We start from the raw sequence: 25,600 nt of genomic DNA on the forward strand, positions 1-25,600 counted from the left end.
TCTTGGTCGCCCCCTTCTTTTTGGAGGGCTCATGGAATTCCCCAAGATGATCTATCTCGGCGGCGATCTCGCTGCTGAGTGGCGGATCGTGGCCGATGAGTCGGAGCAGCATGCGGCGGCCAAGGATGGGTTCTATCCGCACGGCGAAGTCAAGAAGGTCGCTGCTGATCCTGTGGCCAACGAACAGCCCAAGCGCCGTGGACGGCCGCCCAAGGCTGCCCAATGAGCAAGGTCAGCGAAGTCATCCGCGATTCTCTGATGCTTCTCCGCGTCTTGGACGCCGATGAAGCTCCAGAGGCCCGGGATGCCGAGGACGCAATCCGCGCCCTGAACCTGATGATGACCACATGGGAAGCTGAAGGCCTGAGCCTTGGCTGGTCGCTGGTATCGGTTCCGGACGATGAGATGCCTGTTCTGCCTGAGGCGGAGGAGGCGATCACGTACAACCTCGCCACGCGCCTGCGCGCCAAATACGGCGTCGCCATGGATCCTGACGTGTTCCAGATGGCGCAGGACCTGTTGGGCAACCTCCGCGCTCAGGTCGCCTCGGCTGACTACTCGCGTATCTCCTACCCGGATCTTCCGGTCGGCCAAGGCCAGCCGTGGGGCGCTTGGTACGAGGGGTATTACCGCTAATGCGCGCGAATCCCGTTGACCTGATCGGCGGCTTATACACCAGCGACAGCCTGCCCTGGTCGTGCCAGGACACAGTGAACTGGCTGCCGGTGATGGCAGAGGTGGCAGGTACGCGCACGGTCTCGATGTTCGCGACCCCGCCGGGGCTGAAGCCCTATCAGCAGATCGGAACCGGTCCGATTCGGGGGATGCACGACTGTGAAGGTCTGCGCCTTATCGTTTCCGGTCGATACCTGTACCGCATCAGCAACACCGGGGTAGGCATTCCAATTGGCCTGATTCCTGGCGTTGGCCGGGTGCAGATGACGCACAACCAGTTCAAGACCGGCTACCAAGTGCTGATCGAGAACGGGCAGGGTGGTGGTGGGTATGTCTACACGACCTCCACTGACACTTTCGCGAAGATCACCGACGAGGGCTATCCGGGGTCGATCTCGTCGGACTACCTCGATTCCTACATTCTTGGCGTCGAGCCGCAGGGGCGGTACTGGTTCCATTCGAACCTGGCAGATGCCACGGACTACAACACGCTTGACCGGTATGAGGCTGAGGCTGCGCCCGACCGGATCGTGGGTCTGGCAGTCAGCCAGTTTGAAGTGGTTGTGTTCGGTCAGCGCACCATCGAGTTCTTCTTCAATGCTGGCGGCCAAACCGGCACGTTCCAGAACCGGCGCCAGTCAATCACCCGTGGCTGTGCCTCGCGGCACACTATCCAGAAGCTGGACAACACCTTGTTCTGGCTTGGCGATGACGGCGTGGTCTATCGCATGGAGGGCTATGCGGCTCGTCCAATCTCGACCCGAGCTCTCGAAAAGGCCATCACTGGCTTTAACTGGTCAGAGGCCATCGCCTTTACCTGGGAGGACCGTGGCCACAAGGTCTACTACCTGACCTTCCCGGACGGCCAGACCTTCGGCTACGACGTGGTGAGCGGCCTCTGGCATCGCCGCGAGTCCTTCGGCATCAACCGCTGGCGCCTGAGCCATACGCAGAAGTGGGGGCGGGAATGGTTCGGCGGTGACTTCCAGGATGGACGGCTCTGGGAACTGGATTGGGACTACTTCCTGGAGGGCGATCAGCCGATCATCAGCGAGCGCACGTCCGGCGTGGTGGCTGATAATCAAAGCGCGCTGCTTCTTCCGAACGCCGAGCTGGTGCTTGATACCGGCAAAGGGCCCGGAACCACGGCACTGCCATTCCCTGTGCAACCGCCGATGCCTCTGCTTAGCGGGAACGCTCCGGATGGCTTCATTGGTGGTTCCTACAGCTTTGCGTATACCCGCACTAGTGGCACTGCACCCTTCACATTCTCAGTTTCTTCGGGCGCACTTCCTGCTGGGATCTCCCTGAATGCGACAAGCGGCGTTCTTAGTGGGAACCCCTATATAGTCGGCTCGTCGGCCTTCACAGTCAGAGTCACCGATGCCAACGGCTTGTGGGCAGAGGTTCCGGACACTGTAGCTATTGGTGCCGCCTTCTGGCTGCTCCGCGCAAACGTGCCTGATGAGCGAGTCTGGGCCAGCTTCGACGCTATCACGTGGCAGGGTCCATACAATCGATCGCCGATTGTTACGACCCCCGGCAGTGCAAGCCGCCAGCTTGGGCCTGGCGGCGCAGTCATGGTGCTCGGGTCAACAACCATCGCAGAACGAACTACCGATTTTGATGTTAGTGGCGGCATATCAAACGCCTCAGTGACAGTCCCGGCGGGTATCGGTCGGATTCGTACTTTCGGCGGCGTGACGTTGGCCTTTGCTCAGAACGGCACATCAGCTGAGTCAACTGTCTATTGGGAGGTGAGTGCTGATGGCACAAGCTGGACATCGCGCGCCCTTCCAAGTGGCCTACACATTATGGACGTAGCGCGATTGTCTACCGGGCGTTGGTACTCCTATCAATACAATGGCCCCTCCTACGGGATGTATTACTCCGATGAGGAAGTTCCTACTGCGTGGATTGCTACCGGCTATGGAGTTCCGCAGACAGGTGAGAGATGCATGCTCACAAATGGATCTGTGATCCTATCGTTTGGAACGCTGAACCAAGTTATGCGATTCAAGAACGGGGCATGGCAGACGCTTAGCCCTGGGGGTGTAGCTTTCCCCGACGTAAGGTGCGGGCTATACATGGATGGTCGATGGTTCATGGCCGGACAGGCTGTCTCAGGCACGAACAATCTCATCTACTCAGATGATGATGGGGAGACGTGGACGCGCATCTCAGTGCCTGGAATAGATGGCATCTACGAAATGTATGCTGCCAATGGCCGGATCGTCGTCAGTGGCGTGGCACCTACATCTGGGACGCTTGCGGGCGTTGCATCGTCCTCTGATCGTGGCGCGACCTGGACCCCTTCCACAATGCCATACCCGGTTGGGTCTGGAGCGCAGTCGATTGCCTTCCCGGTGGTGACCAATGGCTGACACCGATCACTTCGTAGAGATGTGCTACAGCATTGACGGCGGCCATACATGGAGCAACTGGAAGCGTCGCAGCATCGGTGAAGTTGGGCAGTACGCCAAGCGCGTGCGCTTCATGCGCCTTGGCAAGTCCCGCCAGCGCGTGTTCCGCATTCGTGTCTCTTCGCCCCGCAAGCATGACCTGCTCGGCGCCGTGCTGACTCCGGAACTGACGGACGACTGATGAAGATCTCGACAGATCCATGCTTCCTGCAGGAAGTCATGGATCACCCCGACGTGCGCCCGTGGATCGGACCGGATGGCGTGGAGGGGTCGTGGCCGCTAGCTGCGATCTTCGATCAGGGCATTGGCATTGAGTTCGATGGCGGCGGATTCTTCTTCCACCGGCTTGGTGATGGTGTTGTTGAGGTCCACACCATGTTCCTGCCTGGATCGAAGGGAGTGGCCCAGTTCTGTGCTCAGGCGGCGGAATACCTGTTCTGCGGGACCGAAGTGACCAAGATCGTGACGAAGGTGCCGGTAGACAACGTGCCAGCCATGCGCCTGACCGAGCGCGTCGGGTTCCGCCTCGACTACGTGCGACCTGCCGCCTTCCTGCGCGATGGTGTGGCCCACGACGTGAAGCACTACAGCTGGGACATAGACCTCTGGCTGCGCGGCACTGACGGTCCGCAATGGGCCTATGAGCGCTGCTGCGCAATGGACAACAAGAACAAGGGCCTGCGCCTGCGATACCGCTGGGCAGTGATGAACGACGACTATTCGGTATTGGAGAGCTGATATGCCAGCTGTAGGTGCAATTGTTGGAGCTGCCGGCAGTCTTGTTGGCGGGAAGATGCAGGCCGACGCTGCCGGTCGTGCAGGTGATGCGGCCACGGGGGCCTCGCGCGACGCGATCAACGCTCAGGTGGCGATGTACAACCAAAGCCGTGCGGACACGCTGCCGTATCAGGTGACTGGCACTGGCGCGCTCAATCTTTTGGCACAGATGTATGGCCTGCCGACCTATTCGGCGCCGCTCTCGAGCGGCATTCAGATCACCCAGCCTGAACCAGCCAAGAAGAAGAAGCGCAGCTTCTTTGACAAGGTGACAGATCCGGCCAACCTCGCTGGTCAGTTCGGTGGCACCAGCTACGACCCGATGGGCTTCTTCAGCAGTGGCAGCACTGGTGCCGGTGGGAGCCTTCAGTTCTCCACGGGCGGTGGAACTGGCAATGCTCTGGCGGGAGGCGGGACCCTGAATCAGGGCACTGGCACCCCTGACTTCAGCATGTTCTATCAGACGCCCGACTACCTCGTGGCGCGAGATGAGGGCATCAACGCTCTCGACCGTGGCGCGGCTGCCCGTGGCGGCCTTTACTCCGGTGGCGCTGATGCTGACCGGATGACCTTCGCGTCGAATCTTGGTTCCAAGGCTTTCGGCAACTTCCAGAACTCGCTGTTCCGCCTTGCAGGCCTCGGCGGCTCGGCGAATAGCGAGCTGAATAGTTTGGGCCAGAACACCGCAGGTCAGATCGGCAACCAGCTTGCCAACGCAGGCAACGCTCGTGCCTCGTCCTACCTCAACCAGGGGCAGGCCTGGAACAACGCGCTTGCCGGTGTCGGCGGTGCAATCGGTGACTACTGGTCTACTCGGAGGACCTGATGGCAAATTTCTACGAGGCCTTCGCGCAGGGTCAGGCAAACGGTCTGGAGCGGCAGAAGGCGATCACGCAGCGCAATCAGCTCGCTGAGCTACAGGCCATCGCGCCCCAGGTCATGGCCGGTGATTTGGATGCAACGAGCCGCGCCTATGCCTTGAATCCTCAGACGGCTCAGGCTTATCAGACTGAGGCGAATCGGCAGAACCAGCAGCTGGTCGGCCTGGCCAAGACCCTCAAACAGTATGCCGACAACCCGCAGATGCAGGCGGGCGTATACCGCTCGGCGCTGCCATATCTCAAGAGGAATTTTGGCGCCGAGATCCCCGATCAGTTCGATGCAGCCACGGTGATGCCCATCGTTGATCAGGTCCTGTCGGTTGCGAACAACACCCCGAATTTCAACGGGCAGACGCCTACCGATGTCCGCTCCTTCCAGATGATGACTCAGGGTCTGAGCCCTGAAGATGTAGAGCGCGCACGCCGCATCAATCTCGGCCTGGCTGGTCGGGAGTCCTCGGCAGCTATCGGCTATCAGAAGGTCAAGGGGCCCGACGGTGTTGAACGCCTGGTGGCCGTTGACCCGCGTCAGATTGGTGCGCAGGTCGTGGGTGACGGCACGGGATACGGCTCGTTCTCGCAGCCTGCGCCGATGGCTGGCGGCGGCAACCACTTCGCAGCCTTCAGCCAGCTGGCGACTGAGTTCCCGTCTGTGACGATGACCAGCGGTGTGCGCTCTGCCGAACGCAATGCCCAGGTTGGAGGGCAGCCCAACAGCCAGCATCTCAGCGGAACTGCCGCAGACTATGCAGTCCCGGCCAACCAGAAGCCTGCATTCATCTCCCGTGCGCGCCAGCTGGGCTATCAGGCCCTCGATGAAGGCGATCACATCCACCTGCAGGTGCCTCGCGGTGCTGGCGGTGGTTCCAACCCGTTTGCTGGCCGACGCCCTGAGGATGAGGCGGCGGCTGTCGAGGCTGCCAAGCTGGGCACGCAGCAGCAGTTCCTTCCGCAGGAGCTGGCAATGCGGACCCAGGCGGCTATTCAGCAGGCTGGCGGCTCGGCGCAGGCCAAGGGTGAGGCAGAGGCACGGCTCGAGGCTGTCCAGAACCTCCCCCGGGTGATGCAGGAATCCAACAACGCCATCAACCTGATCGACAAGGCGCTCAGCCATCCCGGCCTTGCCACTGCTGTCGGTGCCTCTGGCCGTACCGATCCCCGGAACTACATCCCGGGGACGGACGCAACTGACTTTCGTGTCTTGCTGGATCAGATCAAGGGCGGCACGTTCCTGCAGGCCTTCCAGAGCCTCAAGGGCGGTGGTGCCATCACTGAGGTTGAAGGCACCAAGGCAGAACAGGCGATTGCCCGACTCAATCGTGATCAGAGTGAAACAGCGTTCCGTCAATCGCTTCAGGACCTGCGAGACGTAGCCCAGGCGGCGATCACTCGTGCGCAGACCAAGGCGCAGGCAGCTGGCGGCGCTCCAGTTCAGATGCAGCCGCAGGGTGCCCCGCGTCAGATCCAGTCCGCAGCCGAATACAACGCGCTCCCGAGCGGCGCCCTGTTCATTGCCCCTGACGGCACCCAGCGGAGGAAGCGCTAATGGCAAACCCCTGGGACAACGATCCCATCGTTGCTGACGGTCAGCAGGCGGTTGTACCGCCCCAGTCGATGCAGGAAGGCGGCAACCCTTGGGATGCTGACCCCATCGTGCCTGATGACGGCCAGGGCTTTGACCAAGCGCCGCTCAACCTCGAGATCGTTGGCGGGAAGCGTGCACCTGATGGCTGGGAGTATGGCACGGTGCGTGACCTGGCCTATGGCGCCCGTTCTGTGCTGCAGGGTGCTGGTGGCTTGCTTGGCGCGGTAGGTGGCGATGCGTTCAACAACTACATCGTCAACCCAGTTGCCCGGGCCGTGGGCATGCAGGAGGCTCGTCCGTATCGGGAAGAGGCAATGGCCTTGGCCGACCGTCTTGGGCTGCCGCAGGCTCAGACCTCCGGTGATCGCGTGCTGGGTGACGTTGGCGAGGCGCTGACCGGCACCGGCCTTACGCTGGGAATTGGAGGCGGCATCAACGCCCTTGCAAACGCTGGGCGCGGCGCGGCTGTCCCTGCAACTAACCAGCTGGCAAACTTCCTGACTGCTCAACCGGCCATGCAGGCGGCTTCGGCTGCTGGCGGTGCTGGAGCGTCGTCTCTGGCCCGCGAGTCTGGAGCTTCGCAGGGCAACCAGCTGCTGGCCGGTCTGGCTGGCGGCTTGGGGCCGAGCGCGCTGGCGACAGGTGCTGGCGCCGCATTGCGTGGCGCAGTGCGCGGTAGCTCTGGCGAGCAGATGCGCAATACTCTGGCCGACTTCGAGCGGCTTGGCGCCACCCCGTCTGTCGGGCAGGCATCTGGCAATCGCATGGTCCAGGGTGTAGAGAACCTGCTGGCTGGCGGCCCGACCAGTGCAGGCGTGATGAACCGATTCGCCACCCGTCAGGGCGAGGATATTGGCGAAGGCCTTGGCCGACTCGCGAATGATCTGACCCCGCGTGCCAGTGCTGAGCGAGCAGGGCGTGCCATCGAGAAGGGCGCTGAGACCTTTGCCAAGAACGTCAACGCTCAGAAGCGCGCGCTCTACTGGCAGGCCGACAGGTTCATCCCTGAATCGACCCCGGTGGGCTTGAGCAACACCATGCAAACGGTGCAGAAGCTGACCACTCCGATGCCTGGCGCGGTGGAAACTACCGGCTCGCTCATCAACCCGCGCATCGCAGCCCTGCAGCAGAACCTTGCTGCCGACCTGCAGGCGGGTGGCGGCCAGATCCCGTATTCGGCACTCAAGCGCATCCGCACAGACATTGGCGAGCAGATCAGCGACTTCTCTCTGTCGCCGGAGACCCCGACGCGCGAGCTGAAGCAGCTCTATGCCGCCCTGTCGCGCGATATGGAGGCTGCCGCGCAGTCCCAGGGGCCGCAGGCAGTGGCGGCAGCAAAGCGCGCTAACAACTACACCCGGGCTGCAGCTGACCGCCTGGAGCAGGTTCAGCGGGTCATCGACAAGAACGGCGGCGGCGAGGCGATCTACAACGCTGCTTTGTCTGGAACCCGGGACGGCGGCACCACGCTGCGCGCTGTGATGCAGTCGCTCCCGCAGGACGGACAGAAGGCGGTGACCAGCGCAGTAATCAAGCGCATGGGGCTGGCGAATCCTGGCGCCCAGGACGCAACCGGCGAGGCATTCAGCGCAGCTACGTTCCTGACCAACTGGAACCGGGTCAGTCCGGAGGCTAAGCGCGCGCTGTTCGACCGGCATGGGCCGAGTTTCAGCCGCAGCATGGATCGTATCGCCAGCGTGGCGGACAACATCAAGAGTGGGTCTCAGGTATTTGCCAATCCGTCAGGAACTGCGAATCGTGGCGCTGCAATGAGCTACGCCATCGGTCTTCCGCTATCGATTGCGCAGGCTCCAGTCACTGGTCATTACTGGCCGGTGATTGCCACCATCGGTGGTGGCATAGGGGCAAATGTGGCGGCGCGGGCAATGACCAGCCCGCTGGTGGTCAATTGGCTTGCGAATTCAACGAAGCTTCCGCTCGGCTCCATCAATGCGTCGATTCAGCAGCTTGCCCGTGCGGCAGAGAAAAGTGGCGATGAGGCTGCAATTGAGTATGCGGCAGCTCTAGCCAGCCAGCAGCCTGAAACCGCCCCAGATCAGGGCGGCAATGGTCAGCAGCGCCAGCGCGCCAGCACCCCATAGGAGAAGAATTCCCTTAGCTCCAAGGCCAGGTGCAAGGCTCTTCTCATGTTCCTTCTGCATCCAATCCTTCGGCTGACCGCCAACGTTGGAGAGGTCGAACTTTTCCTTACTCATGGCCCGGGCCTGTGGATATCTGGCTCGAATCCTACCACCCAAATGTCAAGCGCGCTGCGCTGAGATATCCACAGCTTTGGTGCTCACTGGAAGGAAGCCGGTGCCGCTAGCATTTACCTGTCGGTGAGCGTGATTAAGCGTACCGACCCCAAAACGGCGAAGGGCCACCAGTTGCGAGCTGGTGACCCTTCATTGATCCACACGTGTCTGCACCACGGAGGACTATGAGCAATCGTACACCCAAAACCCATGTTGGAGTTAAAGGAAACATGACGGCGAAAGGCGCTGATCGTGTGGGCCTCGTCCTGGCCTTCACGGCAATGCTAGCCGTGGCCCTTTCTGGGGCTGCCCTGATCGTGTGGGCAGCCTCCTAGCCAGCGGCTAACAACCCGAACACCCGAAGCCCCGCCTTGAGCGGGTTTTTTTATGCCCGAAGCCCGCCAATCGCGGGCTTTTTCTTTGGGAGATCCCATGAGCGGCCGCTTTTACGACCCGAACCCGGTCTATTTCGACACCCTGAGCAATCAGCCAGTAGCCGGTGGCTTCCTGCAGTTCTACGATCAAGGCACAACCAATCCCCGCATGACCTGGTCGGATCAGGCGCTGACGATCCCGAACACCAACCCGGTGCCGCTGGACAGCTCGGGCCGGGCCAACGTGAACATTTGGCTGTCCGGGTCCTACACCGTACGGCTGACCGATAGCCTGGGTGCGGTGATCTGGACCCGGGATGTCAATGACGGCTCGGTCGGGAACAACGTCTTCCCAACTCTGGAGGCGGGCAAGTTCCTGACCAATGACGGTTCGGTAGTTCTGTGGGCAGACATCATCCAGCTTCCGGATCCCACTGGCTCGGATGGCAAGATGGTTGTCGCCAGTGGCGGTGGCTATGTCCTCCAGGCCCAGCCGACAGCGCCTGTCTCGCCAATCGTGGTCACGGACACCTCGGTCAAGTACGTCGGGACGAGCTCGGTCATCCTTGAACAGTGGGGGGCCGGAAGCATCCCCGCCAGTGGCACCAAGTTGGCATCCTCAGTCATCACGTTCCCAACCGCATATGTCACACCGCCGACCGCGTCGGTGGGCATTGCACGCGGTTCCGGTGTTGTCGCAGCAGGGTTCATTGGCTGCCTGGGTTGGACCACCAGTACCACCCAGCTGACCGTCTATTGGGATCTGAACATTCCTCAGCTGGGAAGCGAGTACAACCTGACATCGCCGATTCCCGTCACGTGGCGCGCCATTGGGAAGGTCGCCAGCTGATGGCCGACCGCTTCCCAGGCGAGCAGCCTCGCTTTGACCAGCCGGTAGTCGACCAGTCTGGCCGGGTGACGCAGGCGTGGGCTAACTACTTCCTGCGGCTGGCCTCCGTCCAATCCAGCGATGACCTGCGCGCGCTGTATGAAGCGCTTGCGGCCCGAGTAGCGGCATTGGAAGAAGGCGAGGGCGCCAGCTTCCAGATCCTCGGGCAGCAGTCCATTTCGGTAAATGGTGTACCGCAGCCCGGACATGTAGTCATCATCACGCTGCAGGGTGATGCCGACAGTCCGGGCAATACCACCTACTACGGCACCGGCCCGACTGGCGCTAAGGGGTGGTTCCCGGTTTCGGGCGCCATCACGGTAAGCACTGGCGAGCTGACGAAGACTGTAGGGACGGACGGCGTAACCACGTTCGGACTCGCCAATGTATCCGACTCTGGTGAAGGCGCATTGCTGGCTATCACCCGTGATGGGAAGGGCAGAGTCACTGGCACCAAGGCCGCGACGATCACCGGCACCGCTCAGCAGATCGACGTGGCCAACGGGAACGCGGCGGCCGGTATGCCCACGCTGGAGCTGGCTTCGGAAGTCCTGGCATCACTCGGAAAGGCCGACAGCGCCGTGCAGGAGGTCCGCCCAGGGGCGAACGTGACCGTGGACAACACCGACCCGCGTCGGCCGATTGTCTCAGCAATGGGCACCCCCGATGGCTATATCGATGGCTTCAAACTTTCATATTCCGGGGCTGGGCAAGTATCAGTTTCCAGCGGGAATGCGTATGTACCCAGTGTCGGGGGGATCGTTTCCGCCCTGCCATCCGCGCCTTCGGTGTCTGTAGGCACGAACGCTTTTGGCCATGTCTATCTCCGTGCCGATGGAAGTACGGAGGTAGATTCGACATCTCCATCTGCTGCATATAGCGGCACGGCTAGGACGAAAACCGGGGACAGCAGCTGTCGTTATCTAGGAACTGTTCTAACTGATTCACTTGGCGATGTTTACATGTTCATGCATGTAGGTGCGCAAATCACATACATGGTTACGCTGGAGAATGCACCTTTCCGTGTCCTTGCAAATGGCCAGCAAACAACGGCTGCAACTGTTTCCGTAGCTTCTATTGTGCCGACAACCAGTAGTATCGCTAATTTCGGCATAACCAATATCGACGCCGCAGTGGCAGCGCTGATAAATAGCGATGCATTCGCATACACCTCGAACCCCAATAGCTTCGCTGCTATCCCAGTTCCACTCGATGCATCAAACTCCTTCAATTACAACTACATTGTGACACCTACTGGCGGCCTATACGTGGACTGCCTTGGATACTACTTTGAGAGATAGCTATGTACGCCATAAAAGGAGGTAGTTACAGGACGATCTCTTCCTTTGACGAGCTGGAGGCCGGCGAAGAATTCGCAATGGCTATCCCGCCACCTTTGGAAGAGGCGCTGGAGACGGGAAAGATACGCCGCCGCCGTGACATGGCATTGCGCGGCACCGACTGGACCCAGATGCCCGACGCGCCACTGACCGCGCTGGAGAGGGCGGCGTATCAGACCTACCGGCAGGCGCTCCGTGATCTGCCTTCGGTTCCTGGCTTCCCGGACGTGCCTTGGCCGACGCTTCCGACGATCAAGGAAGGTGCCGCAGGTACTGGCGAAGGCGCCGTCTACACCTGATCGCAACCCCTGAGACGGGGAGGCGTATCCTCTCCGGCATGGAACTACCCCCAGACTTCACGTGGCGGAAAACGTCCAAGTACGCCCCAGCCCCTGACACGATCTGCCTGGGGCTGGTGTGCGTTGCCCGGATCCAGCAGCGGGTGGACAACCTGCAGTGGCAGGCATGGCTGGACTACCACAAGGACTACCGGCAGTACATCATCCGGCCCTGCCAGAACCAGTGGACGGGTAGGGATGGGATGGTTCTGTGGGTGATCCGGCATCAGGACAGGCTGCGACATGAAGTCGCAGCTATCGTGGCGGAGATGGAGGCGGGCAAGATCAAGAACGCCGAGTGACTACTGCACAAAAACTGCACAGCCGTGTTTGGGGAGGGGTGGCGTAATAGGCCCGAAAGCCTTGGTGCCCGGAGCCGGAATCGAACCGGCATGGGGTTGCCCCCGGCGGATTTTAAGTCCGATGCGTCTACCAGTTTCGCCATCCGGGCCTGCAGCGCGGCGCCGATTGTAGCCCAGCTGCAGAATCGCAGCCGGATTGCCGTGGGGCGGCAGCGTGTTTAACTGTCGCTCCCATTCATGTCATAGTCCCAACCATCGTTCCCAGGGGGGGAGCCGCACGATGTCGCTGCACGCGATTGCCTATGCCAGTGAGGCCCGCGCCGATCTGCAGACAACCGATCTTGACCGCCTGCTGGCCGATGCCACGGCATTCAACCGTGTAGCCGGTGTCACCGGTGTGCTGATGTTCGATGGCAGCCGTTTCCTGCAGTACCTGGAAGGCCCGGAGGACGGTATCGATTCGGTGTACCAGCGCATCGTCAATGCGCGCAGCCACGGCCAGCTGAAGGTGCTGTGCCGCGCGCCGGTGGCGCAGCGGGCGTTTCCGCGCTGGTCGATGGGAACCCGGCGCATTGATGCGGAGCTGCTGGCACAGATCGTTGAATCGGCGTGGCCGGGCTTCCTGCTTGGCAGCGGTGGCTTCGAGCGCCTGCGGCAGGCCTGGACCGGCGCCGATGGCGAACTGGAACCGGCCGCGGTCGCACTGGGCTCCTGATCCCATCTTGGCGGGCAGGCGCCCGGGCCGTTACGCTGTCGCCTTTCTGGCGTGGAATTACACGGAGTGGTGCAGCGAATGAGCAGGTCGGCCGAATCCATGGCGGCATGCATGCCGTTGCGCGGGACATGCCAGTGAGCGCGTCCCTTGCGGCAGCGGAGACCCCGCGTTTTGCGGTGATCGGCCTGGGCTACGTCGGCCTGCCGTTGGCGGTGGCCTTCGGTCGGCACTGGCCGACGCTGGGCTTCGACATCGATGCCGATCGCATCGCCGAGCTGCGCGATGGCCAGGACCATACGCTGGAGGTGGAGGCCGACGAGCTGGCCAGTGCTCGGCAGCTGCAGTACGGCAGCGATCCGGCCTTGCTTGATGCATGCAACGTCTACATCGTCACCGTGCCGACGCCGATCGATGCCTATGAGCAGCCCGATCTGGAGCCGTTGCGTTCGGCGACGCGGCTGATCGCCAGCCACCTGCGCGCGGGTGACCTGGTGATCTACGAATCCACGGTGTACCCCGGCACCACTGAAGAAGTCTGCGTGCCGCTGCTGGAAGAAGGCTCGGGCCTGCGCTTCAACGAAGACTTCTACTGCGGCTACAGCCCGGAGCGGGTCAGTCCCGGTGACCGCCAGCGGCGCCTGGCCGACATCCGCAAGATCACCTCGGGGTCGACAGCGGAAGTGGCTGCGGTGATCGATGGCCTGTACCAGCGCATCATTGCCGCCGGCACGTTCCCCGCGCCATCGATGCGCGTGGCCGAGGCGGCCAAGGTGGTCGAGAACATCCAGCGCGATGTGAACATCGCGCTGGTCAATGAGTTGGCGCTGATCTTCGACAGGCTGGGCATCGATACCCAGGATGTGCTCGATGCCGCCGGCAGCAAGTGGAACTTCCTGCCATTCCGGCCGGGCCTGGTCGGCGGCCATTGCATCGGCGTGGACCCGTATTACCTGCTGCACAAGTCCGAGAGCGTGGGCTACCACCCGGACCTGATCCACACGGCGCGGCAGGTCAACAACCGCGTCGGTGAGCATGTGGCGTCGCGGGTGCTGGCGATGCTGGCCGAACGCGGCCGCGAACCAGTGCAGTCGCGCATCCTGGTGCTCGGTGTGACCTTCAAGGAGGATTGCCCGGACCTGCGCAACAGCCGCGCGCTGGAGCTGGCGCAGCGCCTGCGTGATGCCGGCGCTCAGGTCGAGGTCAGTGATCCCTGGGTCGGCCCGGCGGCATTGGCCGATGAGGGCGTGCAGTGGCTGGCCGAACCCGTGGCAGGGACCTATGACGCGGTGGTGCTGGCGGTCGCCCATGCCCGCTTCAAGGCGATGGACGAGGCGGGTATCCGGTCGCTGCTGGCGCCGGGCGGCCTGGTCTACGACGTCAAATCGGCCTGGCCACGCAACGTGGTTGACGATCGCCTGTAAACCCGGGCGGCGGGCAGCACGGTAGACTCGCAGGCAGTTGCAACCAAGGAACGCCATGCACCGGTATATCGTCTACCTGCTCGCCATCCTGATGTTCCCCATCTGCCTGTGGTTGGCCACGATCTGGCCGGCCTGGTACTGGGGCGTCGGCCTGACCGCCGCGATGGTGGCACTGGGGACCTGGGACCTGCTGCAGAAGCGCAGCACGCTGCGCCGCAACTATCCGGTGATGGCGCACTTCCGCTACGGCCTGGAATCGATCGGTCCGGAAATCCGCCAGTACTTCGTGCAGAGCGACCTGGAGGACGTGCCGTTCTCGCGCCAGCAGCGTGCACTGATCTACCAGCGGGCCAAGAACGAGATGGACACGGTGCCGTTCGGCACCCTGCGCAGCACCTACGCGGTGGATTACGAGTGGATCAACCACTCGCTGGCGCCGACCGCCATCGCCAAGCACGATTTCCGCGTGCTGATCGGCGCCAGTTGTGCCAAGCCATATTCGGCGAGCGTGTTCAATATTTCGGCGATGAGCTTTGGCTCGCTGTCGGCCAACGCGATCCGCGCACTGAACGAAGGCGCGCGGCGTGGTGGCTTCTACCACGACACCGGTGAAGGTTCGATTTCGCCATACCACCGCGAGATGGGCGGCGATCTGGTGTGGGAGATCGGCTCGGGCTACTTCGGTTGCCGTGACGAAAAGGGCGGTTTCAGTGAAGAGCGCTTCGTCGCCAACGCCACCCATGATCAGGTCAAGATGATCGAGATCAAGCTGTCGCAGGGCGCCAAGCCCGGTCATGGCGGCGTGCTGCCGGCGCCAAAGGTGACCGCCGAGATCTCGGTCACCCGTGGCGTGCCGATGGGCGTGGACTGCGTATCGCCGTCGCGTCACTCGGCGTTCTCGACGCCGGTCGAACTGCTGCAGTTCGTCGCCCGTCTGCGCGAACTGTCCGGCGGCAAGCCGGTCGGTTTCAAGCTGGCCATCGGCCACCCGTGGGAGTGGTTCGGCATTGCCAAGGCGATGCAGGAAACCGGCCTGCTGCCGGACTTCATCGTGGTCGACGGTGCCGAAGGCGGTACTGGCGCAGCACCGGCGGAGTTCGTCGACCATGTCGGCGTGCCGATGCACGAAGCACTGCTGCTGGTGCACAACACGCTGGTCGGCCTGGACCTTCGCGAGCGGATCCGCATCGGCGCGGCGGGCAAGATCACCAGCGCCTTCGACATCGCGCGCACCATCGCGCTGGGTGCCGACTGGTGCAATGCCGGCCGTGGCTTCATGTTCGCGCTGGGCTGCATCCAGTCGTTGAGCTGCCATACCGACAAGTGCCCGACCGGCATCGCCACCCAGGACCGGGCGCGCTGGAAGCACCTGGATGCACCGGACAAGGCCACCCGCGTGTACAGCTACCACGAGCACACGCTGCACGCCCTGAAGGAGCTGTTGTGTGCGGCCGGCCTGAACGATCCGGCCGAACTGGGGCCGGAGCACATCCTGCGTCGTGTTTCGCCTGTCGAGATCCGCTCGCTGGCGTCGCTGTACCGCTACCTGGAACCGGGCGAGCTGCTGCACAAGGTGCCGGATCATGCGGTGTTCCATGCATTCTGGGCCGATGCACGCAGCGATTCGTTCCAGCCGCCGCCGAAGATCCAGGCGCTGCGCGCCAGCAAGTCGCGATAATGTGTTGCTGTAGAGCCGAGCCCATGCTCGGCTGCTTCTCTCATCGCAATATTGGAACGAAGAACAGCCGAGCCGAGCATGGGCTTGGCCCTACAGGGGGATGTCATGCGGTTCAGGACCGGCACCATCGACGATGTCGCCATGCTGTGGGCACTGCGCACGCGTTGCGTTCGCGAGACGTGCAGCAGCCATTATCCGGCGGAGGTGATCGATCCGTGGTCTGCTTCGCCGCCGCCGTCGCAGTACGCACGGCTGCTGGGGCAGGGAGGCTGCGTGGTGGCCGAGGACGGGCAGGGTGTCCTGCTCGGGTTCGGCGTGTTTGATACCGACGCCAATGAAGTCGATGCGCTGTTCGTCGATCCGGATCGTGGCGGCACGGGCATCGGCCAGGCGCTGATGCAGCGTCTGCTGGCGATGGCCGATCGTGAGCGCGAGGTGGTGCTGTCAGCCTCGCTAAACGCCGTGCCGTTCTACCAACGGCAGGGATTCATTGCCGTGCGGGAGGAAGCCTACCCGCATCCCAGCGGCGTGGCGCTGGCTTCGGTGAGCATGCGCAGGCCGTGGTGAGCGCCCGGGGATTGGAGAGTCGAGCCATGCTCGACTGCTTCATCGTCTGAATCAAAGGCAGTCGAGGATGGCTAGACTCCACAATGCGGGCGTCACCGCCCAGCCAGCCACCCGATCACGCCCTCGGCGGCGCGCAGGCCACTGGCATAGCACGCCGTCAGCAGGTAGCCCCCCGTGGGGGCCTCCCAGTCCAGCATCTCGCCGGCACAGAACGCGCCGGGTACTGCCCGCAGCATCAGGCCATCATCCAGCGCATCCAGGCGCACGCCGCCGGCAGTGCTGATCACCTCGGCCATCGGCCGTGGACGCAGAAGGCGCAACGGCAGGCGCTTGAGCGTGGTAGCCACGGCAGGCAGGTCGTGGCCCGCATCCTTGCCAAGGATCTCGAACACCAGGGTGGCCTTCACCGCATCCAGTCCGGCCTGGCGGCGCAGATGCTCACCAAAACTGCGACCCTTGCGCGGCCGCGAAAGATCGGCCAGCAGGCGTGCTTCATCGCGTCCCGGCACCAGGTCCAGCCACAGCATGGCATGGCCATCACGGTTGATGGTCTCGCGCAGGTCTGCGGCCAGCGCGTAGATCAGGCTGCCTTCGATGCCGTACTCGCTGGCTACGCATTCGCCCTGCAGCGACTGCGGTTGTCCGGCCAGGTCGAGCCAGTGCGCGACCACCGGCTTCAACGGTGCGCCTGCATTGCGCTGGGCGAAGAACGGCGTCCAGTCGATGTCGAAGCCGCAGTTGGCCGATTGCAGCGGCGCAATGTCCACGCCTCGTGCCTGCAAGGGGGCGACCCAGGCGCCATCACTGCCCAGCTGCGGCCAGCTGCCGCCACCCATCGCCAACACGCTGGCATCGGCGTGGACATCGATCTCGCCGGCTTCGGTGGCGAAGCGCAGCGCGCCGTCGTTGCCCCAGCCGATCCAGCGGTGGTTGGCATGCAGGCGCACGCCCTGTTCCTTCAGTCGGCGCACCCAGCCGCGCAGCAGCGGCGCAGCCTTGCGGTCGACCGGGAACACGCGGCCGGAGCTGCCGACATAGGTCTCCACGCCAAAGCCGGCAGCCCAGTCGCGCAGCGCCTGCGCGTCGAAGCCATCCAGCCAGCGACCCACGGCCGTGGATTGCTCGCGGTAGCGGCTGTCGAACAGCGGCCGCGGATCGGAATGGGTGAGGTTGAGACCGCCCTTGCCGGCGATCAGGAACTTGCGGCCGGGTGAGCCCTTGGCCTCGTACAGGTCCACGTCCAGCCCCGCGGCGCGCAGGCGCTCGGCGGCGAACAGGCCGGCCGGGCCACCGCCGATGACGGCGACCCGATGGGGCAATGCGGTATTACGGCTTGACATCGAGCAGCTCGACATCGAACACCAGCGACGAACCGGCCGGAATCGGCCCGACCCGGCGGTCGCCGTAGCCGTAATCCGGCGGGATCATCAGCGTGCGCTTGCCGCCGACCTTCATGCCGGCCACGCCCTCATCCCAGCCGCGGATGACCTGGCCGGCGCCGAGCGCGAAGGTGAACGGCTGGCCGTGCTTGAAGGAGCTGTCGAAGGTCTTGCCGTGCTTGGTTTCGGTGCGGTTGTCGTAGATCCAGCCGGTGTAGTGCACGGTGACCTTGCTGCCGGGAACGGCTTCGGTGCCGGTGCCAGCGACGGTATCGATGCGCTCGAAGGTGGTCAGGGTGCCGCCCGGCGGCGGACCGGAGGGCTCGCTCGAGCAGCCAGCGGCGGCGAGGGACAGCAGCAGGGGAAGCAGCAGGCGGCGCATCGGGCGTCTCCAGAAGGGCGCAGGGCGAGGGCGGCAAGGGTAGCGCATCGGCGCCGGGTATCATGGCGGCATGGCAAAACTCCTGCTCAATCTGCGCAATGTCGGCGACGACGAATATGCCGATGTCTGCACGCTGCTCGACCAGCACGGCATCGCCTGGTACCGCACCGAACCCAGCCCCTGGGGCATTTCCAACGGTGGCCTGTGGCTGCGCGAGGACGCCGATCATCCGCGCGCGAAGGCGCTGATGGCCGGGTATCAGGCGGCGCGCGGTGTGCGCGTGCGGGCCGAGCGTGAGCAGGCGTTGCGGGATGGCACGGCGGAGACCTTTGGCAGCCTGTTCCGGCGGCGGCCGGTGTTCGTGGTGCTGGTGCTGCTGGGCATGGCCGCTGCGGCGGCGCTGGTGCTGCTGCCGTTCATGCTGTTGCGGGGGTAAGGGGCTTCTGGCCGGGTTGCACCCGGCACCCGCGGTAGTGCCGGCCGCTGGCCGGCAACAGCAACAGCAACAGCAACAGCAACGGCAGGCAATCCGTGGCGGGCAGGGCGGTGTCGGCAGGCGGGACACGCCGTAAACCCATCCCTGGGGGCTCGATGGCGCCATCCATGGCGCCAACGGTCCCGCCTGCCCACACCGCCCCGCCTCTGACAGATTCCGGGTGTCTGCCGGGCTTGGGGTCGGAGCCCTCTGCTGCGCAGAGGGCTCTGACCCCTGAATCTGTCTGTGCGGGCGGGAGGCGCTAAAATGGCAGGATGATCGCCAACACCGCTGCCTACCATTTCGCCGTCATCGACGCCCCCCAGGCCCTGTGCGACCAGCTGCTGGCGCGTGCCCAGGCGGCCGGGTTGCGGGGCACGATCCTGGTGGCGGGCGAGGGACTGAACCTGTTCCTGGCCGGCGCGCCGGAGGCGGTCGAGGATTTCTACGCCGCGCTGCATGCCGATGCGCGTTTTGCCGGGATGCGGGTCAAGACCAGCCTGAGCGAGCACCAGCCGTTCGCGCGGCTGAAGGCCAAGGTGAAGGACGAGATCATCAGCTTCCGCCGCGATGACGGCCAGCCGCTGGACTATCCGCGTGCACCGGCGGTCGATCCGGCCACCGTGCAGCGCTGGCTGCGGCAGGGCCACGATGACGCCGGCAAGCCGGTGGTGATGCTCGATACCCGCAACCTGCAGGAAGTGGAGTACGGCACCTTCAAGGATGCGCTGGTGCTGCCCATCCACAAGTTCACCGACCTGCCCGAGGCGCTGGCGCCGCATCGCGAGGCGCTGAAGGACAGCACCGTGGTCAGTTTCTGCACCGGCGGCATCCGCTGCGAGAAGGCCGCACTGTGGATGGCCAACGATGGCATGGACAACGTGCTGCAGCTCGATGGCGGCATCCTCGGCTACTTCGAGGAGGTGGGCGGCGAAGGTTATGAAGGCCGCTGTTTCGTGTTCGACGAGCGCGTGGCGCTGGATGCCGAACTGAAGCCGATGGTCGACCAGCCGCTGCCGGAGCCGCGCCCCAGCGCGTTCTGACACGCTTCGGTAGAGCCGGCCGCTGGCCGGCTGCCAGGGCACTTTTCCTGCCGGCCAGCGGCCGGCACTACCAATCGCGCTTGGCGCCGCGGATCAGGGCACCCCGGATCGGCCGGGTCAGCGCTGAACCGGCTCCGCGGGAATCAGCATCCCGCCACCGTCACTGGCCGCTGCGCCTGGCCGACCCCATGCAGGGGAGATCCTGAGACGGAAAACCGCTGATGATCCCGTTGTCGATCCTTGACCTGGCCCCGGTCTGCGAGGGCAGTGACACCACCGCCGCCTTCGCCAACATGCTGGAACTGGCCCAGCACGCCGATGCGCTGGGCTACCGCCGCTACTGGCTGGCCGAACACCACAACATGCCCGGCATCGCCAGCGCGGCCACGGCCGTGCTGATCGGCCACGTCGCGGGCGGCACCCGGCGCATCCGCGTCGGTGCCGGCGGCATCATGCTGCCCAACCATGCCCCGCTGCAGGTGGCCGAGCAGTTCGGCACGCTGGCTTCGCTGTATCCGGACCGCATCGATCTCGGCCTCGGCCGTGCGCCGGGCACCGATCAGCCCACCGCGCGTGCACTGCGCCGCTACTTCGACAGCGCCGACCAGTTCCCGCAGGACGTGCGCGAACTGCTGCACTACTTCGAGCCGGTACAGCCCGGGCAGGCGGTGCAGGCGGTTCCGGGCGGTGGCCTGCGGGTGCCGACCTGGATCCTGGGGTCCAGCCTGTTCGGCGCGCGCATGGCCGCCGCGATGGGCCTGCCCTATGCGTTTGCCTCGCACTTTGCGCCCGACGCCATGGACGAGGCGCTGGCGGTGTACCGCCGCGAGTTCCGCCCCTCGGCCACGTTGAAGCAGCCGCACGCGATGCTGGCCCTGAATGTCGTCGCCAGTGACAGCGAGGCCGAATCGCGCCGCCTGTTCACCAGCCAGCAGCAGAGTTTCGTCAACCTGCGCCGCGGCCGGCCGGGCAAGATTCCGGCGCCGATCGACGACATCGAAGCCTTCTGGGAGCCGCACGAAAAGCTCGGCGTGGAGCGGGCCCTGGCCTGCACCGTGCTCGGTGATCCGCAGCAGGTGGCCGATGGCATCGCCGCGTTCGTTGAGCGTCACTCGCCGGACGAGCTGATGCTCACCGCCAACCTGCATGACCACCGTGCGCGCCTGCGTTCGTTCGAACTGGCGATGCAGGCCTGGCATGCCCGCCACGCGGGCTGAACAATGGCGTCACGGCCCGTTGCAGCCGCGACGGGTCTGATGGTGGCTCTTCCCATTGGAGCCTCCCATGGCGGATACCCGCGCTGAACACATCGCCCAGCTGGCAGAACTGATCAAGGACGTGGAGGTGGCGATGTTCACCACCACCGGCGTCGACGGACGACTCTACAGCCGGCCGCTGGCCACCCAGCAGGTCACCTTCGACGGTGACCTGTGGTTCGTCATCACCGCCGACAGCCCGAAGGTTGCCGAGATCGCGCTTGATCCGCACGTCAACGTGGCCTATGCCTCGCCGTCGAAGAACACCTACGTATCGGTGGCAGGGCGCGCGCGCATCGTTGACGACCGCGCGAAGATCGAGGAACTGTGGTCGCCGGCGATGAAACTGTTTTTCCCGGGCGGCAAGGACGACCCGAACCTGCGCCTGATCCACGTGCGGGCCGACTCGGCCGAGTATTGGGATGGTCCGGGTACGCTGCTGGGCAAGGCGTTGAATTTCGTGCTGTCGGCGGTGCAGGACGAGCCGGCGCAGTTGGCCGACAATGGCTTCATCGATCTTCGGTGAGGATCGATGTCCGGTATTGGTAGTGCCGGGCGCTGGCCGGCAGACCTGGAAACGTGGCAACCGGCCAGCGGCCGGCTATACCGGGTTCCGGCTCAGAACCAGCGCTGGAACAGGTCCACCGTGTAACCCACCAGCTGCCCCGAACTGAAGCCGAAGAACGCGATCGCCGCCAACGCGGCGATCCAGTTGAACAGCATCAGCGCGCCATCGCGTTCCAGCAGCGCCAGCGAGAACAGCAGCAGCTGGAAGCCGAACAGGAAATTGGTGAAGGGAATCGGCAACGACAGCAGCAGGCCCAGCAGCACCAGCAGCAGGCCGCTGAAGGCGTGGGCGGGGAGGGGCGTCAACAGCTGCGGCAGGCGTGGCCTCAGCATCCTGTCCAGGCGCCGCAGTGGGCGGTCGATGCGGTCCAGGAAACGGTGCATGGTGCCGCGCTTGGGTCCGCGGCGGGCAATGAAGCCGGGCAGCCACGGCCGGCGCAGGCAGAACAGCATCTGCAGGCCGATCAGGATCACCAGCGGGCCGCTGACCGCGCCACCCATGCCCGGGATCGGGATGAACGAGGGCAGGATCGCCACGAACAGGAACACGCCGAACGCGCTCTGCTGCAGGTTGCTCAGGATCTGGCCGAGCGGCATGTGCTCGGCCGGGTCGCCGGAAGCGAACATCTCCAGCAGGGTGCGGATGCCCTCGTTGCGGTAGGCCGGGCGCTCGGCGCCTGGACCCTGGCCGGCCTCAGGCGGTGAGTTCATCGGCCTGCTCGTCGGACAGCGTGCGCAGCAGCAGCTTGTCCACCCGCGCACCGTCCAGGTCGACCACTTCGAAGCGCCAGCCGGCCCAGTCGAAGTACTCGCCTGCGTGCGGGATGCGGCCGAAGTAGTGGATGCACATGCCGGCCAGGGTGTAGTAATCGCCGTCCTCGGCATCGGGCAGCTCGTTGCTGCCGATCAGTTCGCGCAGGTCTTCGATCGGCAGCGAGCCATCCACCAGCAGCGAACCGTCCTCGCGGGTCACCACCAGCGCGTCTTCATCGGCATTCTCCACCGCCTGCAGGCGGCCGACCACGGCGCCCATCAGGTCGCTGATGGTCACCAGGCCCTGGATCTCGCCGTACTCGTCCACCACCAGCGCCATCGACTGCTGTTCCTCGCGGAAGATCTCCAGCAGCTTCATCGCGTGGGTCGATTCGGACACGTAAAGCGGTTCGCGCAGGGTCTGGAACAGCGCGTTGTCGCCACGTGCCATGCGCGTGGCCAGCGATTTCAGTTCAAGTACGCCGACCACGTCCATGTCGTTGTCGCGGTACACCGGGTACCGCGAGAACTCGTGCTCGGCCATGATTTCCAGGTTGCGCTCCAGCCCGGCCTGGGTGTCCAGCCAGGCAATGCGGTTGCGCGGGGTCATCAGGCTGTCGGCGGTGCGGTCGCCCAGGCGCATGACGCGGTTCATCATGTCACGCTCGTGGGCGTCGATCACACCGGCTTCGTGGCTCTCGGCCACCAGCATGCGGATCTCTTCTTCAGTCACCGAGGCGACTTCGTCCTTGCCCAGGCCGAACAGGCGCAGCACCAGCTGGGTGGTCTTGGACAGCAGCCAGACGAAGGGCAGGGCCAGCTTGGCCAGCCAGCTCATCGGCATCGCGACCAGGCCGGCAATGGCCTCCGAGCGGGTCAGCGCCAGGCGCTTGGGCACCAGTTCGCCGAAGATCAGCGTGATGAAGGTGATCAGGCTGACGGCCAGCGCGGTACCGATGTTGCCCGCGTACGCAAACCCCGGCATCAGCCCCTGGATCCAGCCGGCGAAGGCCTCGCCCAGCGCCTCACCGCCGAGGTAGCCGGTCAGCACGCCGATCACGGTGATGCCGATCTGCACGGTGGACAGGAAGCTCTCCGGCTTCTCGGACAGCTCCAGCGCCTTGGCCGCGCGCTTGGAGGTGGCAGCCATCTGCTTCAGGCGGCTCTTGCGCGAGGTCATGACCGACATCTCGGACATGGCGAAGAAGCCGTTCAGCAGAACAAGCGCGAAGACAATCAGGATCATTTCAAACACGGGCGTCGTCCCCGGTTGGTGGCAGGGAGGGCGGGTGCTGGCGATGGCGGCAGGCGCTCAGGAACGGGGTCCGGCGCGGCGCAGGGGGATAAGGGTCGTCGTCCATAAGGTGCGCCCGAAGGCGCGCTGGCATCTTAGCAAAGGGGCATGGCAGGGTGGCAACCGCCTGTTCAGGTTGGGGGTTCCAAGGCCTCGAAAGGGGGCGGGGATACCCGTGATGGTCATCTAGCCGTCATAATTCCGTCTGGTGCCGTCCTTCCCGCGACGGCTGACAGGTTTCTCAATGTTCTCTCTGCAGACCATTTTCGGTTCCGGCAAACAGTTCTACACCCTGCTCGATGAGGCTGCCGTCGCGGCTTCCGACGCCGCCAAGGCGCTGCATTCCATGCTGCGCGAGGCCGACCGCCAGCCCGCGCTGGACGCCTTCAAGCTGGCCCGCCTGCGCGAACGCGCGGCCTCGGACAAGATCAGCCAGGCGCTGGTGGACAGCTTCATGACCCCGATCGAGCGCGAAGACATCGAAGCGCTGGGCTCGGCGCTGTACAAGATTCCCAAGCAGATCGAGAAGTTCGCCGATCGCTATTCGCTGGCCACGACGCACCTGGAGCACATCGACTTCGCGCCGCGCGCGGCGATGCTCGAACAGGCCGCCGGCGTGGTGGTGGAGATGGTGGCCGATCTGCGCCACATGAACCTGGACCGGATGACCGCGCTCAACGAGAAGCTGCGCTCGCTGGAGAACGAGGCCGACCGCCTGATGCTCGAGCTGTACCGCGACATCTATTCGGGCCGCCTGGACAACCTGCAGATGTTCCTGCTGAAGGAGTTCTTCGAGATCCTGGAAAAGGCCATCGACCGCTGCCGCGAGGCTGGCGTGGTGGCGTACCAGATCGTGTTGAAGAACAGCTGACGGACGCCGCCGCATGTTGACCCTTGTCCTGGTGGTGATCCTGGCCGCGCTCGTCTTCGAGTTCATCAACGGCTTCCACGACACTGCCAACTCCATTGCCACCGTGGTGGCGACCAAGGTGCTCTCGCCCGGCTGGGCGGTGATGCTGGCCGCCTTCATGAACCTCATCGGTGCACTGACCGGTACCGCGGTGGCGCTGACCATCGCCTCGGGCCTGCTCAACACCAACGTGGTCGAGGTCACCCCGCAGGTGATCCTGTGCGCCCTGCTGGGCGGCATCATCTGGAACCTGATCACCTGGTGGAAGGGCCTGCCGTCCTCGTCCTCGCACGCCCTGATCGGTGGCCTCTGCGGCGCCGGCCTGGCCGCTGCCCACAACAACTGGGACGCGCTGATCTGGTCCGAGCGCCTGGGCAGCTGGGCGCAGAACAAGGGCCTGCTGTGGAAGGTGTTCGTGCCGATGATCACCTCGCCGATCGCCGGTTTCCTGCTCGGCATCGTGGTGATGGTGCTGCTGTGGGCGCTGATCGCCGGCCTGGCCAAGATCGGTGGTGCCATCGGCCGCCTGGCCCGTCCGCGCATCGTCAACGCCTTCTTCGGCAAGGCGCAGATCGCCTCGGCGGCCTACATGGGCTTCGCCCACGGCCACAACGACGCGCAGAAGACCATGGGCATCATCGCCATGACCCTGATCGGTGCCGAAGCCACCGGCGCATTGAACGACCTGCCGTCCTGGCTGGCCTTCATGCACCCGGACGCGCATGCCGGTGACGGCATCGCGATGTGGATCGTGCTGACCTGCGCGGTGGTGATGGCGGCCGGTACCGCTTCGGGCGGCTGGAAGATCATCAAGACCCTGGGCCACAAGATGGTCAAGCTGCACCCGATCCACGGCTTCGCCGCGGAGACCAGCTCGGCCACCATCCTGACCCTGGCGGCCCACTTCGGCATGCCGGTCTCGACCACGCACAGCATCTCCACCGCGATCATGGGCGTCGGCTTCGCCAAGAACCCGCGCTCGCTGAAGTTCGGCGTGATCGAGCGCATCGTCTGGGCCTGGATCCTGACCATCCCGGCGGCAGGCGGCTGCGCGTACCTGATCCTGAAGCTGTTCGAGCTGTTCGGCTGGACCTGATCGCCACGCCAAGGTTGCAAACGAAAAAGCCCGCCGTATCAGGCGGGCTTTTTCATGGGCAAGAATTTTCCGCACCCACCGTGTCGACCAAGGTCGACACCTACCAGAGCAGAACCAGGGTCAGAGCCCGTTGCCAAGCAACGGGATCCGCCCCCGTGCCGACCAACGGTCGGCACCCACCAACAGCCCTCAGGAAGCCAGCTTTTGCAGTTGCCGTTGCCGTCG

General features: G+C 64.2%; 26 protein-coding genes and 1 tRNA gene. 22 read left to right on the forward strand and 5 right to left on the reverse strand.

What is annotated here, in order from left to right; translation table 11 throughout:
- Positions 1 to 31 precede the first annotated feature (31 nt).
- The 12 genes from AC5P98_RS04415 (at position 32) to AC5P98_RS04470 (ending at position 11,839) form a co-directional block, all read left to right on the forward strand.
- Positions 32 to 226 carry a hypothetical protein gene (locus tag AC5P98_RS04415; RefSeq protein ID WP_495229883.1) on the forward strand — a complete coding sequence of 65 codons (195 nt, stop codon included), beginning with the start codon at positions 32 to 34 and terminating at the stop codon, positions 224 to 226.
- The gene (locus tag AC5P98_RS04420; protein WP_495229884.1) at positions 223 to 636 is read left to right on the forward strand and encodes a packaged DNA stabilization gp4 family protein; all 414 of its coding nucleotides are present in this window, start codon (positions 223 to 225) and stop codon (positions 634 to 636) included. Before AC5P98_RS04415 ends, AC5P98_RS04420 begins: the two co-directional genes overlap by 4 nt.
- The gene (locus AC5P98_RS04425) at positions 636 to 3,059 is read left to right on the forward strand and encodes a packaged DNA stabilization protein (RefSeq protein ID WP_495229885.1); all 2,424 of its coding nucleotides are present in this window, start codon (positions 636 to 638) and stop codon (positions 3,057 to 3,059) included. The genes AC5P98_RS04420 and AC5P98_RS04425 overlap by 1 nt, the downstream gene beginning before the upstream one ends.
- Positions 3,052 to 3,279 (forward strand): hypothetical protein, encoded by a 228-nt coding sequence (locus tag AC5P98_RS04430; protein ID WP_495229886.1) that lies wholly within the window; start codon positions 3,052 to 3,054, stop codon positions 3,277 to 3,279. Before AC5P98_RS04425 ends, AC5P98_RS04430 begins: the two co-directional genes overlap by 8 nt.
- On the forward strand, positions 3,279 to 3,836 hold the full coding sequence (locus tag AC5P98_RS04435) for a GNAT family N-acetyltransferase (protein WP_495229887.1): 558 nt from the start codon (positions 3,279 to 3,281) through the stop codon (positions 3,834 to 3,836). Before AC5P98_RS04430 ends, AC5P98_RS04435 begins: the two co-directional genes overlap by 1 nt.
- A 55-nt stretch (positions 3,837 to 3,891) precedes the next feature.
- Positions 3,892 to 4,701 carry a hypothetical protein gene (locus AC5P98_RS04440; RefSeq protein ID WP_495229888.1) on the forward strand — a complete coding sequence of 270 codons (810 nt, stop codon included), beginning with the start codon at positions 3,892 to 3,894 and terminating at the stop codon, positions 4,699 to 4,701.
- The gene (locus AC5P98_RS04445; RefSeq protein ID WP_495229889.1) at positions 4,701 to 6,302 is read left to right on the forward strand and encodes a D-Ala-D-Ala carboxypeptidase family metallohydrolase; all 1,602 of its coding nucleotides are present in this window, start codon (positions 4,701 to 4,703) and stop codon (positions 6,300 to 6,302) included. Before AC5P98_RS04440 ends, AC5P98_RS04445 begins: the two co-directional genes overlap by 1 nt.
- Positions 6,302 to 8,443 carry a hypothetical protein gene (locus AC5P98_RS04450; protein WP_495229890.1) on the forward strand — a complete coding sequence of 714 codons (2,142 nt, stop codon included), beginning with the start codon at positions 6,302 to 6,304 and terminating at the stop codon, positions 8,441 to 8,443. Before AC5P98_RS04445 ends, AC5P98_RS04450 begins: the two co-directional genes overlap by 1 nt.
- A gap of 585 nt (positions 8,444 to 9,028) precedes the next feature.
- Positions 9,029 to 9,820, forward strand: a complete 792-nt coding sequence (locus AC5P98_RS04455; protein WP_495229891.1) for a hypothetical protein — start codon at positions 9,029 to 9,031, stop codon at positions 9,818 to 9,820.
- Complete coding sequence (locus tag AC5P98_RS04460; protein ID WP_495229892.1) at positions 9,820 to 11,160, forward strand: hypothetical protein; 1,341 nt, start codon at positions 9,820 to 9,822, stop codon at positions 11,158 to 11,160. Before AC5P98_RS04455 ends, AC5P98_RS04460 begins: the two co-directional genes overlap by 1 nt.
- 2 nt (positions 11,161 to 11,162) lie before the next feature.
- Positions 11,163 to 11,498: a tail fiber assembly protein gene (locus AC5P98_RS04465; RefSeq protein ID WP_495229893.1), complete on the forward strand. Its 336-nt coding sequence runs from the start codon at positions 11,163 to 11,165 to the stop codon at positions 11,496 to 11,498.
- A 143-nt stretch (positions 11,499 to 11,641) separates the two neighbouring features.
- The gene (locus tag AC5P98_RS04470; RefSeq protein ID WP_141098727.1) at positions 11,642 to 11,839 is read left to right on the forward strand and encodes a hypothetical protein; all 198 of its coding nucleotides are present in this window, start codon (positions 11,642 to 11,644) and stop codon (positions 11,837 to 11,839) included.
- Positions 11,840 to 11,901: 62 nt separating this feature from the next.
- Here AC5P98_RS04470 and AC5P98_RS04475 read toward each other — a convergent pair.
- Positions 11,902 to 11,988, reverse strand: a tRNA-Leu gene (locus tag AC5P98_RS04475).
- A gap of 131 nt (positions 11,989 to 12,119) precedes the next feature.
- Between AC5P98_RS04475 and AC5P98_RS04480 the strand changes: the two genes are divergently transcribed.
- The 4 genes from AC5P98_RS04480 (at position 12,120) to AC5P98_RS04495 (ending at position 16,220) form a co-directional block, all read left to right on the forward strand.
- Entirely contained in the window at positions 12,120 to 12,554 is a 435-nt protein-coding gene (locus AC5P98_RS04480; protein WP_014646679.1) for a BLUF domain-containing protein, read from the forward strand.
- A gap of 134 nt (positions 12,555 to 12,688) precedes the next feature.
- The gene (locus AC5P98_RS04485) at positions 12,689 to 13,975 is read left to right on the forward strand and encodes a nucleotide sugar dehydrogenase (RefSeq protein WP_080354471.1); all 1,287 of its coding nucleotides are present in this window, start codon (positions 12,689 to 12,691) and stop codon (positions 13,973 to 13,975) included.
- A 55-nt stretch (positions 13,976 to 14,030) separates the two neighbouring features.
- Positions 14,031 to 15,653: an FMN-binding glutamate synthase family protein gene (locus tag AC5P98_RS04490; RefSeq protein ID WP_049404326.1), complete on the forward strand. Its 1,623-nt coding sequence runs from the start codon at positions 14,031 to 14,033 to the stop codon at positions 15,651 to 15,653.
- A 105-nt stretch (positions 15,654 to 15,758) separates the two neighbouring features.
- The gene (locus AC5P98_RS04495; RefSeq protein WP_032959291.1) at positions 15,759 to 16,220 is read left to right on the forward strand and encodes a GNAT family N-acetyltransferase; all 462 of its coding nucleotides are present in this window, start codon (positions 15,759 to 15,761) and stop codon (positions 16,218 to 16,220) included.
- Between the two features lie 92 nt (positions 16,221 to 16,312).
- Here AC5P98_RS04495 and AC5P98_RS04500 read toward each other — a convergent pair whose 3' ends face one another.
- Both AC5P98_RS04500 and AC5P98_RS04505 read right to left on the reverse strand, forming a co-directional pair.
- Complete coding sequence (locus AC5P98_RS04500) at positions 16,313 to 17,560, reverse strand: TIGR03862 family flavoprotein (RefSeq protein WP_049404328.1); 1,248 nt, start codon at positions 17,558 to 17,560, stop codon at positions 16,313 to 16,315.
- Positions 17,547 to 17,981 carry an FKBP-type peptidyl-prolyl cis-trans isomerase gene (locus tag AC5P98_RS04505; protein ID WP_014646684.1) on the reverse strand — a complete coding sequence of 145 codons (435 nt, stop codon included), beginning with the start codon at positions 17,979 to 17,981 and terminating at the stop codon, positions 17,547 to 17,549. The genes AC5P98_RS04500 and AC5P98_RS04505 overlap by 14 nt, the downstream gene beginning before the upstream one ends.
- Positions 17,982 to 18,051: 70 nt before the next feature.
- Here AC5P98_RS04505 and AC5P98_RS04510 point away from each other — a divergent pair, with 70 nt between their 5' ends.
- From AC5P98_RS04510 to AC5P98_RS04525, 4 genes are all read left to right on the forward strand, one after another.
- Complete coding sequence (locus AC5P98_RS04510; protein WP_032959288.1) at positions 18,052 to 18,417, forward strand: DUF6164 family protein; 366 nt, start codon at positions 18,052 to 18,054, stop codon at positions 18,415 to 18,417.
- A gap of 314 nt (positions 18,418 to 18,731) precedes the next feature.
- Complete coding sequence (locus AC5P98_RS04515; RefSeq protein WP_049405797.1) at positions 18,732 to 19,499, forward strand: sulfurtransferase; 768 nt, start codon at positions 18,732 to 18,734, stop codon at positions 19,497 to 19,499.
- A 221-nt stretch (positions 19,500 to 19,720) separates the two neighbouring features.
- Positions 19,721 to 20,716, forward strand: a complete 996-nt coding sequence (locus AC5P98_RS04520; protein WP_014646687.1) for an LLM class flavin-dependent oxidoreductase — start codon at positions 19,721 to 19,723, stop codon at positions 20,714 to 20,716.
- Between the two features lie 67 nt (positions 20,717 to 20,783).
- A complete protein-coding gene (locus tag AC5P98_RS04525) occupies positions 20,784 to 21,281 on the forward strand; it encodes a pyridoxamine 5'-phosphate oxidase family protein (RefSeq protein WP_014646688.1) in 498 nt (165 codons plus the stop codon).
- Between the two features lie 92 nt (positions 21,282 to 21,373).
- Here AC5P98_RS04525 and AC5P98_RS04530 read toward each other — a convergent pair whose 3' ends face one another.
- Together AC5P98_RS04530 and AC5P98_RS04535 are read right to left on the reverse strand one after the other, a co-directional pair.
- A complete protein-coding gene (locus tag AC5P98_RS04530) occupies positions 21,374 to 22,033 on the reverse strand; it encodes an exopolysaccharide biosynthesis protein (RefSeq protein WP_049405800.1) in 660 nt (219 codons plus the stop codon).
- Entirely contained in the window at positions 22,017 to 23,321 is a 1,305-nt protein-coding gene (locus tag AC5P98_RS04535) for a hemolysin family protein (protein WP_032959200.1), read from the reverse strand. Before AC5P98_RS04535 ends, AC5P98_RS04530 begins: the two co-directional genes overlap by 17 nt.
- Positions 23,322 to 23,613: 292 nt before the next feature.
- Between AC5P98_RS04535 and AC5P98_RS04540 the strand changes: the two genes are divergently transcribed.
- Both AC5P98_RS04540 and AC5P98_RS04545 read left to right on the forward strand, forming a co-directional pair.
- On the forward strand, positions 23,614 to 24,240 hold the full coding sequence (locus AC5P98_RS04540; protein WP_004152833.1) for a DUF47 domain-containing protein: 627 nt from the start codon (positions 23,614 to 23,616) through the stop codon (positions 24,238 to 24,240).
- A gap of 13 nt (positions 24,241 to 24,253) precedes the next feature.
- Positions 24,254 to 25,375 carry an inorganic phosphate transporter gene (locus tag AC5P98_RS04545; protein WP_014646691.1) on the forward strand — a complete coding sequence of 374 codons (1,122 nt, stop codon included), beginning with the start codon at positions 24,254 to 24,256 and terminating at the stop codon, positions 25,373 to 25,375.
- The last annotated feature ends 225 nt before the right edge of the window (positions 25,376 to 25,600 follow it).

This window comes from Stenotrophomonas sp. YJH_SMC_135 (assembly GCF_059372355.1).

Excerpts from the sequence above, each read along its gene's own strand:
- AC5P98_RS04415 (WP_495229883.1), top strand. The coding sequence starts at position 32 with ATGGAATTCCCCAAGATGATCTATCTCGGCGGCGATCTCGCTGCTGAG.
- AC5P98_RS04420 (WP_495229884.1), top strand. The coding sequence starts at position 223 with ATGAGCAAGGTCAGCGAAGTCATCCGCGATTCTCTGATGCTTCTCCGC.
- AC5P98_RS04425 (WP_495229885.1), top strand. The coding sequence starts at position 636 with ATGCGCGCGAATCCCGTTGACCTGATCGGCGGCTTATACACCAGCGAC.
- AC5P98_RS04430 (WP_495229886.1), top strand. The coding sequence starts at position 3,052 with ATGGCTGACACCGATCACTTCGTAGAGATGTGCTACAGCATTGACGGC.
- AC5P98_RS04435 (WP_495229887.1), top strand. The coding sequence starts at position 3,279 with ATGAAGATCTCGACAGATCCATGCTTCCTGCAGGAAGTCATGGATCAC.
- AC5P98_RS04440 (WP_495229888.1), top strand. The coding sequence starts at position 3,892 with ATGCAGGCCGACGCTGCCGGTCGTGCAGGTGATGCGGCCACGGGGGCC.
- AC5P98_RS04445 (WP_495229889.1), top strand. The coding sequence starts at position 4,701 with ATGGCAAATTTCTACGAGGCCTTCGCGCAGGGTCAGGCAAACGGTCTG.
- AC5P98_RS04450 (WP_495229890.1), top strand. The coding sequence starts at position 6,302 with ATGGCAAACCCCTGGGACAACGATCCCATCGTTGCTGACGGTCAGCAG.
- AC5P98_RS04455 (WP_495229891.1), top strand. The coding sequence starts at position 9,029 with ATGAGCGGCCGCTTTTACGACCCGAACCCGGTCTATTTCGACACCCTG.
- AC5P98_RS04460 (WP_495229892.1), top strand. The coding sequence starts at position 9,820 with ATGGCCGACCGCTTCCCAGGCGAGCAGCCTCGCTTTGACCAGCCGGTA.
- AC5P98_RS04465 (WP_495229893.1), top strand. The coding sequence starts at position 11,163 with ATGTACGCCATAAAAGGAGGTAGTTACAGGACGATCTCTTCCTTTGAC.
- AC5P98_RS04480 (WP_014646679.1), top strand. The coding sequence starts at position 12,120 with ATGTCGCTGCACGCGATTGCCTATGCCAGTGAGGCCCGCGCCGATCTG.
- AC5P98_RS04490 (WP_049404326.1), top strand. The coding sequence starts at position 14,031 with ATGCACCGGTATATCGTCTACCTGCTCGCCATCCTGATGTTCCCCATC.
- AC5P98_RS04495 (WP_032959291.1), top strand. The coding sequence starts at position 15,759 with ATGCGGTTCAGGACCGGCACCATCGACGATGTCGCCATGCTGTGGGCA.
- AC5P98_RS04500 (WP_049404328.1), bottom strand. The coding sequence starts at position 17,560 with ATGTCAAGCCGTAATACCGCATTGCCCCATCGGGTCGCCGTCATCGGC.
- AC5P98_RS04505 (WP_014646684.1), bottom strand. The coding sequence starts at position 17,981 with ATGCGCCGCCTGCTGCTTCCCCTGCTGCTGTCCCTCGCCGCCGCTGGC.
- AC5P98_RS04510 (WP_032959288.1), top strand. The coding sequence starts at position 18,052 with ATGGCAAAACTCCTGCTCAATCTGCGCAATGTCGGCGACGACGAATAT.
- AC5P98_RS04515 (WP_049405797.1), top strand. The coding sequence starts at position 18,732 with ATGATCGCCAACACCGCTGCCTACCATTTCGCCGTCATCGACGCCCCC.
- AC5P98_RS04520 (WP_014646687.1), top strand. The coding sequence starts at position 19,721 with ATGATCCCGTTGTCGATCCTTGACCTGGCCCCGGTCTGCGAGGGCAGT.
- AC5P98_RS04525 (WP_014646688.1), top strand. The coding sequence starts at position 20,784 with ATGGCGGATACCCGCGCTGAACACATCGCCCAGCTGGCAGAACTGATC.
- AC5P98_RS04530 (WP_049405800.1), bottom strand. The coding sequence starts at position 22,033 with ATGAACTCACCGCCTGAGGCCGGCCAGGGTCCAGGCGCCGAGCGCCCG.
- AC5P98_RS04535 (WP_032959200.1), bottom strand. The coding sequence starts at position 23,321 with ATGATCCTGATTGTCTTCGCGCTTGTTCTGCTGAACGGCTTCTTCGCC.
- AC5P98_RS04540 (WP_004152833.1), top strand. The coding sequence starts at position 23,614 with ATGTTCTCTCTGCAGACCATTTTCGGTTCCGGCAAACAGTTCTACACC.
- AC5P98_RS04545 (WP_014646691.1), top strand. The coding sequence starts at position 24,254 with ATGTTGACCCTTGTCCTGGTGGTGATCCTGGCCGCGCTCGTCTTCGAG.